At 70.4% G+C, this 16,462-nt stretch carries 12 protein-coding genes; 3 read left to right on the forward strand and 9 right to left on the reverse strand.

Annotated features, from left to right (window positions below; genetic code table 11):
* Positions 1–34 precede the first annotated feature (34 nt).
* From ACFY0U_RS03620 to ACFY0U_RS03635, 4 genes are all read right to left on the reverse strand, one after another.
* On the reverse strand, positions 35–1,570 hold the full coding sequence (locus ACFY0U_RS03620) for a von Willebrand factor type A domain-containing protein (RefSeq protein WP_388629566.1): 1,536 nt from the start codon (positions 1,568–1,570) through the stop codon (positions 35–37).
* Positions 1,571–1,717: 147 nt separating this feature from the next.
* Positions 1,718–2,572, reverse strand: coding sequence for an ABC transporter permease (locus ACFY0U_RS03625; protein ID WP_388629569.1), 855 nt, complete (start codon positions 2,570–2,572; stop codon positions 1,718–1,720).
* Positions 2,569–5,211 carry a CocE/NonD family hydrolase gene (locus ACFY0U_RS03630; protein ID WP_388629572.1) on the reverse strand — a complete coding sequence of 881 codons (2,643 nt, stop codon included), beginning with the start codon at positions 5,209–5,211 and terminating at the stop codon, positions 2,569–2,571. The genes ACFY0U_RS03625 and ACFY0U_RS03630 overlap by 4 nt, the downstream gene beginning before the upstream one ends.
* Before the next feature lie 194 nt (positions 5,212–5,405).
* Positions 5,406–6,797, reverse strand: a complete 1,392-nt coding sequence (locus ACFY0U_RS03635; RefSeq protein WP_388629574.1) for an APC family permease — start codon at positions 6,795–6,797, stop codon at positions 5,406–5,408.
* Positions 6,798–7,070: 273 nt separating this feature from the next.
* On the opposite strand from ACFY0U_RS03635, the gene ACFY0U_RS03640 reads away from it, so the two are divergent.
* Positions 7,071–7,904 carry a hypothetical protein gene (locus tag ACFY0U_RS03640; protein ID WP_388629577.1) on the forward strand — a complete coding sequence of 278 codons (834 nt, stop codon included), beginning with the start codon at positions 7,071–7,073 and terminating at the stop codon, positions 7,902–7,904.
* A gap of 48 nt (positions 7,905–7,952) precedes the next feature.
* On the opposite strand, the gene mmsA is transcribed toward ACFY0U_RS03640, so the two are convergent.
* The 5 genes from mmsA to iolC are packed head-to-tail and all read right to left on the reverse strand — an operon-like array spanning position 7,953 to position 13,999.
* Complete coding sequence (gene mmsA / locus ACFY0U_RS03645) at positions 7,953–9,455, reverse strand: CoA-acylating methylmalonate-semialdehyde dehydrogenase (protein WP_388629579.1); 1,503 nt, start codon at positions 9,453–9,455, stop codon at positions 7,953–7,955.
* A 14-nt stretch (positions 9,456–9,469) separates the two neighbouring features.
* A complete protein-coding gene (iolD, locus tag ACFY0U_RS03650) occupies positions 9,470–11,353 on the reverse strand; it encodes a 3D-(3,5/4)-trihydroxycyclohexane-1,2-dione acylhydrolase (decyclizing) (protein WP_388629582.1) in 1,884 nt (627 codons plus the stop codon).
* Positions 11,350–12,162 carry a 5-deoxy-glucuronate isomerase gene (gene iolB / locus ACFY0U_RS03655; protein WP_388629584.1) on the reverse strand — a complete coding sequence of 271 codons (813 nt, stop codon included), beginning with the start codon at positions 12,160–12,162 and terminating at the stop codon, positions 11,350–11,352. Before iolB ends, iolD begins: the two co-directional genes overlap by 4 nt.
* A gap of 8 nt (positions 12,163–12,170) precedes the next feature.
* Complete coding sequence (locus tag ACFY0U_RS03660; RefSeq protein ID WP_388629587.1) at positions 12,171–13,052, reverse strand: deoxyribose-phosphate aldolase; 882 nt, start codon at positions 13,050–13,052, stop codon at positions 12,171–12,173.
* Positions 13,049–13,999: a 5-dehydro-2-deoxygluconokinase gene (gene iolC / locus ACFY0U_RS03665; protein ID WP_388629590.1), complete on the reverse strand. Its 951-nt coding sequence runs from the start codon at positions 13,997–13,999 to the stop codon at positions 13,049–13,051. Before iolC ends, ACFY0U_RS03660 begins: the two co-directional genes overlap by 4 nt.
* A 126-nt stretch (positions 14,000–14,125) precedes the next feature.
* Here iolC and ACFY0U_RS03670 point away from each other — a divergent pair, with 126 nt between their 5' ends.
* Positions 14,126–15,043, forward strand: coding sequence for a sugar phosphate isomerase/epimerase family protein (locus ACFY0U_RS03670; RefSeq protein ID WP_388629593.1), 918 nt, complete (start codon positions 14,126–14,128; stop codon positions 15,041–15,043).
* A gap of 246 nt (positions 15,044–15,289) precedes the next feature.
* Positions 15,290–16,108 (forward strand): helix-turn-helix domain-containing protein, encoded by an 819-nt coding sequence (locus tag ACFY0U_RS03675; protein WP_388629596.1) that lies wholly within the window; start codon positions 15,290–15,292, stop codon positions 16,106–16,108.
* The last annotated feature ends 354 nt before the right edge of the window (positions 16,109–16,462 follow it).

Raw genomic sequence — 16,462 nt, forward strand, 5'->3', positions numbered from 1 at the left:
AACAAAAGGTCAATGGGTTCGGCAGGAGCTTGTGTCAGTCGTGACGGTTCGCCTGGTCGATCGCCTCGGCCAGCTGTCGTACGTCCTCGTCCTCGGTGCTCTCGGCCAAGTCGTGGGCGCGTTCGCTCAGTTCGCCGAGGGACGGGGTACCGGGCAGGGGGCTGAACTCGGCGCCGTAGGAGCGCAGGGTGTCGGCGAAGTAGGCGGCTACGGCGGTGACTTGGAGACGCGGGCCCGCGTCCCAGAGGTCGCCGTCGAGGTCCTCGCTCTCCAGCTGGCCGGACTCCTCGTGCGGGGTGCGGGAGGCGGGGTCGAGCCAGCGGACGCTCGCGGTGGCGAGGTGGCCGTCGGTGCCGGGCTTGTGGCGGACGGCGTAGAGGGCGGTGACGGTGTGGCCGGGGCCGATCTCGCCGCCGTCGACGCTGTCGTCGCGGAAGTCCTCGTCGTCGACCCGGCGGTTGTCGTAGCCGATCAGACGGAACTCCTTGACCGTCTCGGGGTCGAAGGAGACCTGGGCCTTGGCGTCGCGGGCGGTGAGGTCGATGTTCTGCGGGAGTTGCTCGACGAAGACCTTGCGGGCGTCGTCCTCGTCGGAGACGTAGGCCGTGTGGCCGTCGCCCTTGTCGGCGAGCTCTTCCATCAGCTGGTCGCCGTAGTCGCTGCCGACGCCGACGCCGAAGAGGGTGATGCCGTGCTCGCGGCGTTCGCCCGCGATGCGTTCCAGGATGGTCTCCGAGTCGGTGTCGCCGGTGTTGGCGAGGGCGTCCGAGATGAGGACGACACGGTTGGTGGCGCCCTCGCGCAGACCGTCCTCGGCGGTCTCGTAGCCGGTGTCGACGCCCGCGCCGAGGTTGGTGGAGTCGGTGGGCTCCAGGCCGTCGATGGCGTCGTGGACCTCGTTGCGGTTGCCGTCGAGGCGGGTCATCGGCAGGACCCGCTCGGCCTCGTCGCTGAAGGTGACGATGGCGACCGAGTCGTCGTCGCGGAGCTGGTCCGTCATCGTGCCCAGGGAGTCCTTGGCCAGGTCGAGGCGGCCGGGCTCGGCCATGGAGCCGGAGATGTCGATGACGAAGGTCAGAGCGGCCGGCGGGCGGTCTTCGGCGTCCTCGGCGGCGCGGGTGGCGAGGCCGACGCGGACCAGGGACCAGTCGTCCTCGTCGGTGCGGGCGCCGTCGACGGTCACCGAGAAGCCGTTGCCGTCGGGACGGTCGTAGTCCTGGCGGAAGCTGTTCACGAACTCCTCGGGGCGGACCGTCGAGGGGTCGGGGAGCTGCCCGTCGGCGAGGGCGCGGCGGGCGTAGCCGTAGGAGGCGGTGTCGACGTCGAGGGCGAAGGTGGAGAGGTAGTCGGGCTCGGGGGCGACCTCACGGGAGTCGCTGTCGGAGGTGTCCGGGCCGCCCTGTTGTTCGCCGTCGGGGGCGGGTGCGTAGCCGCCCCCCTTGTTGCCGCCGTCGTACGAGGAATCGCTCGCGCCGTCGCCGCTCGCGCTGCAGCCCGTCAGCAGCAGGCCGCCCGCCGCGGTGAGTGCGAGCAGCGCGGCGCGCACGCGTCGTATTCGGTACTGCTCCATCTTCCGTGCCCCCTTGGTCCGTTGACGTCGACCTTTGTGACTGTGACGGGCCGGGGGGCCGGAACGTGCGCTACGGAGCGTTGCGGAAGCGTCTCGAAGAGGCCACGGAGACGGGCCGTCGAGACCGGTAGGTGATCCTCCGTTGACCTAGGACACCACGTCCTTGCGGGCGAAACCGCGGAAGGCCAGCGCGAACAGCACGAGGGCGTACGTTATCGAGACCGCGGTGCCCTGGATCATGCCGGACCACTCGGGAGTGGGCTGGACGGCGTCCGCCCAGGCGAACTGCCAGTGCGCGGGCAGGAAGTGGCGCCAGTCGCCGAGGGCGGTCACGGCGTCCAGGACGTTGCCGACGATGGTCAGGCCGACGGCGCCGCCGACCGCGCCGAGGGGAGCGTCGGTCTTGGTCGAGAGCCAGAACGCGAGTCCCGCGGTGACCAGTTGGGAGACGAAGATGAATCCCACGACGATGACGAGCCGCTGTGCCGCCGTACCCGGGTCGAGCGAACCGCCCGTGGGGAGCTCCAGGGAGCCCCAGCCGTAGGCCGCCGTGCCGACGGCCAGCGCGACGACGGGGAGCATGATCATCGCGGCCAGGCTGAGGCCGAGGCCGACGAAGAGCTTGGACCACAGGAGGCGGGCCCGGGGCACGGGGGCCGCGAGGAGGTAGCGCAGGGAGGACCAGCCGGCCTCCGAGGCGACCGTGTCCCCGCAGAACAGGGCGACCGGGATGACCAGCAGGAAGCCCGCCGACACGAACAGGTTGACCGCGGCGAAGTTGGCGCCGGACGCGGTCGCCGTGTCCATCAGGGAGACCGTGCTGTTGGCGCCGCCCGGCTCGCCGCCGATGGCGAAGGCGATGAGCAGGACGAAGGGCAGGGCGGCGAGGATGCCGCCCATGACGATCGTGCGGCGGCGCTTGAGCTGGCGGATCAGCTCCACGCGCAGGGGGAGCGTACGGCCCGCTGTGTAGCCGGAGGCCGTCTCGGTCAGCGTGCTCACGCGGCACCTCCGATCAGGGTGAGGAAGGCGTCCTCCAGGCGGCGGTGCGGGCCCACCGACTGGACGGGCACCTCCAGCCGGACGAGTTCGGCGACCAGGCGCTGGGCGCTGCCGTCGGTGTCGAGGCGGATCAGGATGCCCTCGTCGGTGCGGAGCGCCGAGGCGATGCCGGGCAGGGCCGCCACCTTCTCCACGATCGGCTCCTCGACGGGCGAGGCCGTGCCGACCAGCAGGGTGTCGCCGGAGCCGACGATCTCGGCGACCGGGCCGGCCTGGACGAGGCGGCCGCGGTCCATGACCACGAGGTGGGTACAGGTCTGCTCCACCTCCGCCAGCAGATGGCTGGAGACGATGACCGTGCGGCCGGCCGCCGCGTAGCGGATCATCACCTCGCGCATCTCGCGGATCTGCGGCGGGTCGAGGCCGTTGGTCGGTTCGTCGAGGATGAGCAGGTCCGGCAGGCCGAGCATGGCCTGGGCGATGGCCAGGCGCTGGCGCATGCCCTGGGAGTACGTGCGGACCGCGCGGGCCAGCGCGTCCCCGAGGCCGGCGATCTCCAGCGCCTCGTCCAGGTGGGCGTCCTCGGCCGGGCGGCCGGTCGCCCGCCAGTACAGCTCCAGGTTCTCGCGGCCCGAGAGGTGCGGCAGGAAGCCCGCGCCCTCGACGAACGAGCCGACCCGGGACAGGACCGGGGCGCCGGGGCGGATCGCGTGGCCGAAGACCCGGATCTCACCGCCGTCCGGCTTGATCAGGCCCATCAGCATGCGCAGGCTGGTCGTCTTGCCGGCGCCGTTGGGGCCGAGGAGGCCCAGCACCTGGCCCTTCTCGACGCGGAAGGAGAGGTCGCGGACGCTGTAACGGTCGCCGCCCGCGTACTTCTTGCTCAGGTCGGTGATCTGGAGCGGGACCTCGGCCAGCTCCGGGTCCGGGGCGGGCGTGGCCGTGCGGCGGCGGCCCGTCAGGAGCAGGAGCAGCGCGAGCACGGCGCCCGCGAGGGGCAGCCACCAGACCCAGGAGGGCAGCGGGGCGGCCGCGGTGGAGACGCCGGGGGCCGTCGGGACGTCGAGGTCGCCCTTCAGGGAGACGGTGTACGTCGCCGGGGCGGCCGGGGAGGCGTAGCCGAGGTCCGTGGAGGCGAGGACCAGGCGGAGGCGGTGGCCCTGCTCGATCCTGTGGTCGATCGCCGGGAGGGTGATCGTCACGTCCTTGCCGGACTTGGCGCCCTCGACGCGCAGCGGTGTGACCAGCTGGGACGGCAGCACCTGCTGGGTGCCGTTCGCGCTCACGTCGTAGACCTTGGCGAAGAGGACGGCGTCGTCGGTCGTGGACTTCACGTGGACGGTGGCCGTCGGGGCGCCGGTGATGCGGAGGTCGTCGGTGACCGGCTTCGAGTCGAAGCGGGCGTACTGGCCCGGGAAGTCCAGGGAGACCCCGACGCCCAGCGAGGAGAGCTGGGAGAGGCCGGAGCCGCCGAGGCCGGGGAGAGCGGAGACGGCGGGCGGGTTGGCGCCGGCCGGGTTGGCGAAGTCCTGCTCGCGGCCGGTGAGGGCGATGGACTTCCGGCCGCTCTCCAGACCGGGGTAGGTGTCGTCGCTCGCGCCCCGGAGCTGCGCCGCGCCGTCGGTGGAGTCGACGCCGCCGGTGCGGGTGACGCGGAAGGCCGGGCCGGTGTCGGTGGTCTTCTCGTCCTTGAGGTAGCGGTCGAACCAGGAGCGCACGCGGGACTGGACGCGGCTCGTCTCCATGTCGCCGCCGTCATGGCCGCCCGCGATCCAGTCGACGTCGACGGGGGCGCCGTTGGCCTTGATCGCCTTCTCGGCGGCGTCGGCCTGGTTGAGCGGGAAGAGGGAGTCGGTCTGGCCCTGGATGAGCAGGGTCGGGACCTTGATCCGGTCGCCGACCGCGGAGGGCGAGCGTTCCTCCAGCATCTTCTCGGCCGCGGCGTCCGGGGTGCCGGACTCGGCGACGCGCTGGTACATCTCGCAGATCCGCGGTTCGAACTTGTCGCAGCCGCCCGCGGTGTTGACGAAGATGCCGGCCCAGAGCTTCTTGAAGACGCCGTTCGGGAAGAGGGCGTCCGAGAGGTTCCAGTAGGTGATCGCGGGGGCGATGGCGTCGACGCGGTCGTCGTGGCCGGCGGTGAGCAGGGCGATCGCGCCGCCGTAGGAGCCGCCCGCCATGCCCACGCGGGGGTCGCCCTTCTTGTCGAGCTGGACGCTCGGCTGCTCGGCGAGCCAGTCGATCAGCTTCTCGACGTCGGCCACCTCGGCGTCCGGGTCGTTGAGGCCGACCTTGCCGGTGGATCTGCCGAAGCCGCGGGCGGACCAGGTGAGGACCGCGTAGCCGTCCCGGGCCAGTTCCTCGGCCTGTTCGCGTACGTCGTTCTTGCTGCCGCCGAAGCCGTGGCCCAGGAGGACGGCGGGGTGCCGGCCGGTGGTGTCGGGGGTGAAGTACGAGGTGTCTATGCGTACGCCGTTGAAGGCCATGACCCGGTCTGCTCGGTGCAGCGGGGGCACGTCATCGTCCGCGACGGCCGTCCATGTACCGGCACCGGCGAGCACGACGACGGAGGCCGCGGCGGCGATCCACCGTCGCGGCCTCCGGAAGCGTGCGCGTAGTCCGGGGGGTCGAAGATCCATGGTTCAACGGTACGGGGTGAAGCTGTCGGATCGTTATCGACCGAGGGCTGAACTCCGGGACCGCCTACAGGGGTACGGAGTGGCTTTCGTGTACCGCGTTCGCTGTATGGCTACGAGCTCGGTCCGGTCTGTGAGTTGCCGGGTGCGGGTTGTTTGTGGCTGGTCGCGCAGTTCCCCGCGCCCCTGACGGGGCGCTACTCCTCCGTGGGAATCGAGACCAGCCACCTCGTGGTCCTGCGCGAGCGGAGGTACACGGCCCAGTACAGCGTTGCCGCCGCTGTGATGCCGCCCGTCCAGAGCAAGTACGCCGTCTCCTGCTGGCTCAGGATGTACGCCAGCACCGCGATCAGCAGGACCGGTACCGCCGGCCACAGGGGCATGCGCCAGGCCGGGGTGTGCTTGTGGTGGCCTCGGCGGGACAGGAGGGCGGCTACCGCGACCAGGAGGTACATGGCCGTCACCGAGACGCCCGTGATGCCGTACAGGGTGTCCAGGTTCACGAAGCACAGGATCGCGCCGGGGACGCCGACCGCGAGGGTGGCGACCCAGGGGGAGCCGAAGCGGCCCAGTTTGGCGAAGACGTTGTTGACCGGGGTGGGCCAGGCCTTGTCGCGGGCCGAGGCGAAGAGGACGCGGGAGTTCTGGATGACCATGACGATGCCCGCGTTGATGATCGCGAGGGCCACGCAGAGGCTGACGAAGGTGCCGACGGCGGAGTTGGACCAGGTGGTGACCATCGTGCCGATGTCGCCGCCGGTGAGTGCGGTGAGGTCCTTGGCGCCCATGGTGATGGCTATCACTGGGATCAGGATGATCGCGGAGGAGATGGCCAGGGTGATCAGGACCGTGCGGGCCACGTTGCGGCGCGGGTTCTCCATCTCCTCGGAGAGGTAGACGGCGGTCGAGAAGCCCTGGGTGATGAAGAGGGCGATGGCCAGGCCGGACACGATCAGCATCGCCGTCACCGTGTCCGCGTGGCCGTCCGCGCCCGCCACCTGGAGCGACATCAGGCTGTCCGCGCCCCGCTCGCTGTGCGCGAAGCCCAGGACCGCGACGACGGCCGCCGCGATCACCTCCAGGACCAGGAAGACGCCGGTGATCCACGCGTTGGCGCGCAGGTCGAGCAGGCCGGCGAGGGTCGCCAGGAGCATGACCCCGGCGCCCGCGAGAGAGGGGTCCAGGTGGACTATCGGCGCCAGGTAGTCCGCCGTACCCATCGCGATCACCGGCGGGACGATCATCACGACCAGGAGGGACAGCACGAAGACGAGCCAGCCCGCCAGACGGCCCGCCATCGTCGAGACCATCGCGTACTCGCCGCCCGCGCTGGGGATGAGGGTGCCCAGCTCGGAGTAGCAGAACGCCACGGCGACACAGAGGAGGGAGCCGATGGCGATCGTCAGGGCGGTGGCGGTGCCGAGCGAGCCGAACAGGTCCGGGACCACCACGAAGAGCGTGGACGCGGGCGTCACGCAGGAGAGCGTGAGGAGGGTGCCGCCGACGACTCCGATGGAGCGCTTGAGCTTCTGGGGACTGCCCGGCGCCTCGGGGAGGACGGCCTCGGCAGGGCGGAGCGTGTCGGTCATACGGCGGTTCCGATCGACTCGTGCAACTGATTGCGCTGCATGGAACCCCGACGAAAACCATTGCGTCAATGGCTTGCTTGCTACGGAATCAGTAGATCAACTGCCCTTTCGCATTCGTATACGGCTGCCTGACGCAGTCCCCCACCCGTCCTTGGGGTGTACGGGAACCGCAGCGTCCGCGGCGAAAAAATCCCGTCGCGGGGATGTCGGTACGGCCCGCTAAAGTCATTTCTCACAGAACTCACATACGAATCACAGCAACGGGTGGGGAACATGAAGCTGAGGTACACCGCTGCCTGGGTGGGGTTCACGGCGGCGGCGCTCGTCGCGACGTCGGCGTGCAGCGCGGAGTCCGTGAAGGACACGGCCGAGGCGGTCGACAAGACCGACGCGATCATGGCGGCGCTCACGCGGGCCACGGACCGCACCGAACAGACCGGCTCCGCCGAGATCAAGGTGACGACCGACCTGGGCACCGGCACACCGATAGCCATGGACGGCACGTACTCGTGGGGCGACGGCATCGCCTACGACGTCCGGATGGACACCGCGGCCGCGCAGATGCAGACCGTGCAGGACGACCCGACGATCCACTGTCTGCTCGTCGACGGCGTGTACTACTACGACGTCGACCCGCAGGCCTCGGGCCCGCTCAAGGGCAAGGAGTGGATGAAGGTCGACGCCTCCGCCGTGTTCGGCGAGAACGGCGCCGCGGCGATGAACGGGGGCGGCGGTGGCAACCCGACGGCCTCGATGAAGGGCCTCAAGTACGCCGACGACGTCGAGGACCTCGGCTCGCAGACCGTCAACGGGCAGAAGACGACCCACTACCGGGCCGTGATCGACCAGTCGAAGATGGGCAAGTTCGAGGAGGCCTACACCGGCGACGACAGCATGCTGGGCTCGGTGACCGGCGGCGCGGACTCCATCACCATGGAGATCTGGCTGGACGACAAGGACCTGCCCGTCCGTCTGAAGCAGGTGATGGGCAAGGTCACGGCCACCATGGACTTCTCCGAGTTCGGTGCCACGGCCAAGATCAAGGCTCCCCCGGCCGCGGAGACCGCCGACATGACCCAGGCCCTGAAGGACTCGCAGGGGCAGTAGGCATGACGAAGCCCGGGCACCTGGGAGGTGCCCGGGCTCAGCGGTCGCTCAGTGGTTGCGCGGGAAGCCGAGGTCGACGCCCGAGGGGCCGTCGGCCGGGTCGGGCCAGCGGGTCGTGACGACCTTGCCGCGGGTGTAGAAGTGCGTGCCGTCGTTGCCGTAGATGTGGTGGTCTCCGAAGAGCGAGTCCTTCCAGCCACCGAAGCTGTGGTAGCCGACGGGGACCGGGATCGGGACGTTCACGCCGACCATGCCGGCCTCGACCTCCAGCTGGAAGCGGCGGGCGGCGCCGCCGTCCCGGGTGAAGATCGCGGTGCCGTTGCCGAACGGCGAGGCGTTGATGAGCGCGATGCCCTCGTCGTAGGTGTCCACGCGCAGCACGGTCAGCACCGGGCCGAAGATCTCGTCCTGGTACGCCTTGGCGGTGGTCGGCACCTTGTCGAGGAGCGAGATGCCGATCCAGTGGCCGTCCTCGAAGCCCTCGACCGTGTAGCCGGTGCCGTCGAGGATGACCTCGGCGCCCTCGGCCGCGGCGCCGGTGACGTAGGACGCCACCTTGTCGCGGTGGACCTTGGTGATGAGCGGGCCCATCTCGGAGGTCGGGTCGTTGCCGGGGCCGATCTTGATCTTCTCGGCGCGCTCGCGGATCTTGTCCACCAGCTCGTCGCCGATCGAACCGACGGCGACGACCGCGGAGATCGCCATGCAGCGCTCGCCCGCCGAGCCGTAGGCGGCCGACACGGCCGCGTCCGCCGCCGCGTCGAGGTCGGCGTCCGGGAGGACCAGCATGTGGTTCTTGGCGCCGCCCAGGGCCTGGACGCGCTTGCCGTTCGCCGAGGCGGTGGTGTGGATGTAGCGGGCGATCGGGGTCGAGCCGACGAAGGAGACGGCCTTGACGTCCGGGTGCTCCAGGAGGCGGTCGACGGCCACCTTGTCGCCGTGGACGACGTTGAAGACGCCGTCGGGCAGACCGGCCTCGGCCAGCAGCTCGGCGATCTTCAGGGAGGCCGACGGGTCCTTCTCCGACGGCTTCAGCACGAAGGTGTTGCCGGTCGCGATGGCGATCGGGAACATCCACATCGGGACCATCGCCGGGAAGTTGAACGGCGTGATGCCCGCGACGACACCCAGCGGCTGCCGGATCGAGGCCACGTCCACGCGGGAGGCCACCTCGGTGGACAGCTCGCCCTTCAGCTGCACGGTGATCCCGCACGCCAGGTCCACGATCTCCAGACCGCGCGCGACCTCGCCCAGCGCGTCGCTGTGCACCTTGCCGTGCTCGGCGGTGATCAGCTCCGCGATCTCGTCCCGGCTCGCCTCGAGGAGCGCCCGGAACTTGAACAGGATGGTGGTCCGCTTGGCCAGCGAGGAGGTGCCCCAGGTCTGGAACGCGTCCTTGGCGGCGGCGACGGCGGAGTCCACCTCCTCCACGGAGGCGAACGCGACCTTGGTGGTGACCGCGCCGGTCGCAGGGTCGGTGACCGGCCCGTAGTTGCCCGACGCGCCTTCGACGGTCTTGCCGCCGATCCAGTGGTTGACGATCTTCGTCATGCCCAGTTGCTCCTTCACAGATGGCGGCGTCGGGTAGAGACGTGCCGGTCGTACAGCTCTCGTGCCTTCACCGCAGACGGTCGGGTCGCGGTCTCGGCCACAGGTACATCCCACCAGGCTTGCGCCGGAGGCGCGCCCGACACTGTGTCTGCCGTTTCGGTCTCGACGTAGACACATGTGGGAGTGTCCGCCGCACGTGCCTGAGCGAGGGCCTCGCGCAGGTCACCCACGGTCTTCGCGCGCAGAACGCGCATTCCCAGACTGGCCGCGTTGGCGGCCAGATCCACCGGGAGCGGCGCCCCGGTGTAGGTACCGTCCTCCGACTGGTAGCGGTACGCGGTACCGAACCGCTCACCGCCCACCGACTCGGACAGCCCGCCGATCGACGCGTACCCGTGGTTCTGGATGAGCACCATCTTGATCGCGACGCCCTCCTGCACGGCGGTCACGATCTCGGTCGGCATCATCAGGTACGTGCCGTCGCCGACCAGCGCCCAGACGTTGCGCTCGGGGTCGGCCATCTTCACGCCGATCGCCGCCGGGATCTCGTAGCCCATGCAGGAGTAGCCGTACTCCAGGTGGTACTGGTCCCGGGAGCGCGCCCGCCACAGCTTGTGCAGATCGCCGGGGAGCGAGCCGGCCGCGTTGATGATCACGTCGGACTCGTCGACGATCGCGTCCAGGGCGCCGAGGACCTGCGGCTGCGTCGGGCGTACGTCGGGCTCGTCGGCCTCGTAGGCGGCGTCGACGCGGTGTTCCCAGCGGTCCTTGTCGAGCGCGTACTCGCCGACGTACGACTCCGTCACCCGGTGCTCGTGCATCCGCAGGGCCGCGGTCAGCTCGGCCAAGCCGCTGCTGGCGTCCGCGATGAGCGGCAGACCGGCGAGCTTGTGACCGTCGAACGGCGCGATGTTGAGGTTGAGGAAGCGGACGCCGTCACCCGAGAACAGGGTGTGGGAGGCGGTCGTGAAGTCGGTGTAGCGGGTGCCGACGCCGATCACCAGGTCGGCCTGGCGGGCGAGTTCGTTGGCGGTCGCGGTGCCGGTGTGACCGATGCCGCCGACGTCCTGGGGGTGGTCCCAGCGCAGGGAGCCCTTGCCGGCCTGGGTGGAGGCGACGGGGATGCGGGTGACTTCGGCGAACTCGGCGAGGGCCTCCTCCGCGCGGCTGTGGTGGACGCCGCCGCCGGCGACGATCAGGGGGCGCTGAGCGGCGCGGATCGCCCTGACGGCCTCGGCGAGTTCGGTCGGGTCGGCGCCTGGACGTCGTACGACCCAGGTCCGCTCGGCGAAGAACTCGTCGGGCCAGTCGTAGGCCTCGGCCTGGACGTCCTGGGGCAGCGCGAGGGTCACCGCGCCCGTCTCCACCGGGTCGGTGAGGACGCGCATCGCCTGGAGGGCGGCCGGGATCAGGGCCTCCGGCCGCATGACGCGGTCGAAGTACCGCGACACCGGGCGCAGGCTGTCGTTGACGCTGATGTCTCCCGCGTAGGGGACTTCGAGCTGCTGGAGGACCGGGTCGGCGACGCGGGTCGCGAAGATGTCGCCGGGGAGGAGCAGGACCGGGAGGTGGTTGATCGTGGCGAGCGCGGCGCCGGTGACCAGGTTGGTCGCGCCGGGGCCGATCGACGTCGTCACGGCGTGGGTGGACAGGCGGCCCGACTGGCGGGCGTAGCCGATGGCCGCGTGGACCATCGACTGCTCGTTGCGGCCCTGGTGGTACGGCATGTCGTCGCCGTACTCGATGAGCGCCTGGCCGAGTCCGGCGACGTTGCCGTGGCCGAAGATGCCCCAGGTGGCGCCGATCAGCCGCTGCCGTACGCCGTCGCGCTCCGTGTACTGGGCGGCGAGGAAGCGTACGAGTGCCTGTGCGACCGTGAGCCTCGTCGTTGAGGTCATCGGTAACCCTCCGTGTGGTCCGGGTGGAAGCAGATCCGCCACTCGCGCGTCTCCCCCGGTCCGGCCATGACGTTCAGGTAGTACATGTCGTGGTCGGGCTGGGCGATGGACGGGCCGTGCCATCCGTCGGGGACGAGGACGGCGTCGCCGGAGCGGACCTCCGTGAGGACGTCCGATCCGCCCTCACGCGAGGGAGATACGCGCTGATAGCCGAAACCGTTCGGGCCGTCGATCTCGAAGTAGTAGATCTCCTCCAGCTCCGCTTCCTCGCCGGGCCGGTTCTCGTCGTGCTTGTGGGGCGGGTACGAGGACCAGTTGCCGCCGGGGGTGATGACCTCGACGGCGATCAGCTTGTCGCAGTCGAAGGCGTCGGCGGAGGCGAAGTTGCGGACGTGGCGCAGCCGGTTGCCGCTGCCGCGTTCTTCGGTGGGGACCTCCGGCGCGGGGCCGTAGCGGGCGGGGAGTCGTCGCTCGCACTTCGCTCCTGCCAGGGCGAAGCGGCCTCCCGCGCCGGAGGCGATCGTTGCCCGGGCGTCGCGGGGCACGTACGCGAAGTCGGAGACCGACGCGAACACGCTTTCCCTGCCCAGGAGTTGGAACTCTTTTTCTTCTGTTTGTACGGTACATCCGCCTTCCAGCGGAAGAACGATCCACTCGCTGTCGCCGGTGGTGAAGGTGTGTGCGCCACCCGGCTCCAGCGTGACGATCCGCAGACTGCAGTAGGTCCAGCCGGCCCGCTTGGGGTCGATGTCCACGGTGTACCGGGCGTTACTGGAGGCGCCCTTGGGGACGTACAGATCGTTGCTCATGCCGGCCCTCACAGCAGTCCTACGGCGGTGTCCACGGCGGCGGCCACGTCCCCGTCCGCCGGGTAGAGCAGCGAACGGCCGACCACCAGGCCCCGGACGGTGGGGAGTTGCAGCGCCCCGCGCCACTTCTCGTACGCGCCGTCCTGGTCGTCGCCGACCTCGCCGCCCAGGAGGACGGCGGGGAGCGTGGAGGTGGCCATGACCTCGGCCATGTCGTCGGGGTTCTCGGTGACGGGGACCTTCAGCCAGGTGTAGGCCGAACTGCCGCCCAGGCCCGAGGCGATGGCGATGGACTTGGTGACGGCCTCGGCGGAGAGGTCGTTCCTGACCTTGCCCTCGTCGGTGCGGCTGCTGATGAACGGCTCGACGAAGACCGGGAGTCGGCGTGCCGCCATGTCGTCGATCGCCCGCGCGGTGGACTCCATGGTGGTGAGGGAGCCCGGGTCGGCGTAGTCGATCCGCAGGAGCAGCTTGCCGGCGTCGAAGCCGAGGCGCTGGATGTCCTCGGCGCGGTGGCCGGTGAAGCGGTCGTCGAGTTCGAAGCTGGCGCCCTGGAGGCCGCCGCGGTTCATCGAGCCCATGACGACCTTGCCGTCGAGGGCGCCGAGGAGGAGCAGGTCGTCGAGGATGTCGGCGGTGGCGAGGACGCCGTCGACGCCGGGGCGGGACAGTGCCAGGACGAGGCGTTCGAGCAGGTCGGCGCGGTTGGCCATGGCGAACTTGCGGTCGCCGACGCCGAGGGCGCCGCGGGCCGGGTGGTCGGCGGCGACGATCATCAGGCGGTCGTTCGCGCCGAGCAGCGGCCTGCGGACGCGGCGGGCGGCGGCCTCCGCGACGGCCTCGGGGTGGCGGGTGCGCAGCCGGACGAGTTCGGAGACGTCGACGGTCACTTGACGGCTCCTGCGGCGATGGCGGCTTCGATCTCTTCCGGCGTGGGCATCGCGGAGGAGCACTCCAGACGGGAGGCGACGATGGCACCGGCCGCGTTGGCGTGCCGCATGATCTTCTCCAGGTCCCAGCCTTCGAGGAGGCCGTGGCAGAGGGAACCGCCGAAGGCGTCGCCGGCACCGAGGCCGTTGAGGACGGTGACGGGCAGGGGCGGGACCTCCGCCTCCTCGCCCTTGCTGTTGACGGCGAGGACACCCTTGGGGCCCTGCTTGACGACGGCGATCTCGACACCGGCGTCCAGCAGCGCCTGGGCCGCCGCACGGGGTTCGCGTACGCCCGTCGCGACCTCCACCTCGTCGAGGTTGCCGACCGCGACGGTGGTGTGGCGCAGGGCCTCCTCGTAGAAGGGGCGGGCCTGCGCGGGGTCCTTCCAGAACATCGGGCGCCAGTCGAGGTCGAAGACCGTGAGGCCGGCCCTGGCACGGTGGGCGAGGGCGGCGAGCGTCGCCGTGCGGCTGGGCTCCTCGCTCAGGCCGGTGCCGGTGACCCAGAAGATGCGGGCGTCACGGATGGCGTCGAGGTCGAGCTCGTGGGCGTCGATCTCCAGGTCCGGGGCCTTGGGCTCCCGGTAGAAGTACAGCGGGAAGTCGTCCGGCGGGAAGATCTCGCAGAAGACGACCGGGGTGGGCAGGCCGGCGACCGGGGTGACCCAGCGGTCGTCGACGCCGAAGTCCTTCAGCGCCTGGTGGAGGTAGGTGCCGAAGGGGTCGTCGCCGGTGCGCGTGATCACCGCGGCGCGGCGTCCCAGGCGGGCGGCGGCGACCGCGACATTGGTGGCCGAGCCGCCGAGGAACTTGCCGAAGGACTCCACCTGCGGCAGTGGGACGCCCGTCTGCAGCGGATAGATGTCTACTCCGATCCGCCCCATGGTGATCAGGTCGTACGCCATCGAGTTCCCTTCGTATCGACTCTCCCCCGGATTTCTAGTCCCGGACGGCGCGCCCTGTCAATGTTTTGTCCAGACATTCGGACGAGACCTTGACAGCGCTTACCGCTCACGCGGAAGCTGACCGGCATGACGTCGTTGTCACCCTCTTCCTCACTGTCCCGCATCCGGATCGGCTCGGCTCCCGACTCCTGGGGTGTGTGGTTCCCCGACGACCCTCAGCAGGTCCCCTGGCAGCGGTTCCTCGACGAGGTCGCCGACTCCGGGTACGAGTGGATCGAGCTGGGCCCTTACGGGTATCTGCCGACCGACCCCGCGGTCCTCACCGAGGAGGTCGCGCGGCGCGGGCTCAAGGTGTCCGCCGGGACCGTCTTCACCGGGCTGCACCACGGTGAGGGGGTCTGGGAGAAGACCTGGGCCCATGTCGCGGACAACGCGGTGCTCGCGCAGGCGATGGGGGCGAAGCACCTGGTCGTCATCCCGTCCTTCTGGCGGGACGACAAGACCGGTGAGGTGCTGGAGTCCGACACCCTCACGCCGGAGCAGTGGCGCAATCTCACCTCGTTGACCGAGCGTCTCGGGCAGCGGGTGCGGGAGGAGTACGGGCTGCAGATCGTCGTCCATCCGCATGCCGACACGCACATCGACAGTGAGGCGAATGTCGTCCGGTTCCTGGACGGGACCGACTCCTCGCTCGTGTCGTTGTGCCTGGACACCGGGCACTACGCGTACTGCGGCGGGGACAGCGTCAAGCTGATCGAGACGTACGGGTCGCGGATCGGGTACCTGCATCTGAAGCAGGTGGATCCGGAGATCCTCGCGGACGTGCGGGCCAAGGGGACGCCGTTCGGGCCGGCCGTGGCGCAGGGTGTGATGTGTGAGCCGCCGACCGGGGTGCCCGCGCTGGGGCCGGTGCTGGAGGCTGCGCAGAAGTTGGATGTGGATCTGTTCGCGATCGTCGAGCAGGACATGTATCCGTGTGAGCCGGGCACTCCGTTGCCGATCGCCAAGCGGACGCGTGCGTTTCTTCGGAGTTGCGGGGCTTGATGGGCGCCTGAGGGGGTGCCGGGTGCTGTGCGTGGGCGAGTGCGGGTGATTCGTGGCTTGTCGCGCCCACGCGGCGGAGCCGCAAATTGACACTGTCCCGCACCCCTGGGGGTGTTGCAGCATGGGGCGATGAGTCGTGCCGTGCGTGTTCGCGCCGGGCAAGGGCCCTGGGGGTCCTGGGAAGTCGCCCTTGCTCTGCCCCATCCCCGGGTGCGGCCCGGTGTCGTCAGTTATCGCGGGGTTCGGATGGCCCTGGACCGGCCCCGGCGGCGGCTGGAGGCGCCCATCGGGGCGGCCACGCTGCTGCTCGGGTTCGAGGAGCCCGTACGGATCTCCCGCGCCGGGCGCGCACCCGACACCCTCGTGTCCGTGTACTGCGGGCCGACCACCACCCCTGCCGTCGGAGAGCACAAGGGACGGCTCTCCGGCATCGAGGTGCTGTTGGCGCCCTGGGCGGCCTTCACTCTCTTCGGGACGCCGCAGTACGAGCTCGCCAACCGGACCGTCGATCCCGATGACTTGCCGCACGCCTTGTCCCACCGGGTCGGTGAACTCGCTTCCGCGTTGGCCGCGTTGCCCACGTGGGAGGCGCGGTTCGGGCTGTTGGACGACGTGTTCGCGCGGTGGTCCGCGGCCGGTACGCCGTGTTCGGGCCGAGTCGTGCGGGCGTGGGCGGAGTTGGTGCGGAGCGGGGGTGTGATGCCGGTGCCGCGGCTTGCCGAGGAGGTCGGGTGGAGTGTGCGGCAGCTGGAGAGCCGGTTCCGGGAGCAGATCGGGCTGGGGCCGAAGGCGACGGGGCGGGTGCTGCGGTTGCAGCGGGCCCGGCGGCTGCTGGCGGCGGGGCGGGGGCAGGCGGAGACCGCGGCGGTGTGCGGGTACTACGACCAGGCCCATCTCAGCGGCGAGTTCAAGGCGATGACCGGGTGCACACCGCGGGAGTTCACGCTGGCCCGCAGCGGGCCGGGCGGGGTGCCCGGGGGTGACCGGATGACGGGCGAGGCGACGAGTCTGGTGCTCACACCCGGTGGCGGTGCGGATTTTTCCAAGACCGGCGGTGTTGGCTGAATGCAGTCTGTGACCTCCGGTGTTGAGCCGCTCCGGCCACGGGGGGACGGGGGAGCCGGCGGGCCGGGCCCGGCGCAGCGGGTCCGGCCCGCCCTGGGCGTCCGCCTCCGGCCGCGGGCCGCGAAGGGCGATCCGCGTCACGATGTCAACGCGCCCCGCCCGTAGGCCCGCGTACGCCTTTGCTGCACTCACGTCACAAACGCCCCCTTCGTGTCACACATGTCGCGTGTACGCGGGTCTTGCGTCACACGCGGTGCACAGGCCCTGACCCGCGGTCACTCTGCGTCGTTCACGGGGCACAGGGTTTGTGATCGCCAGCGCAGCGCCCGGTACCCCCGACGGCCGTTCCCGGCC

Source organism: Streptomyces sp. NPDC001536, from assembly GCF_042894505.1.
Taxonomy (GTDB): Bacteria; Actinomycetota; Actinomycetes; order Streptomycetales; family Streptomycetaceae; genus Streptomyces.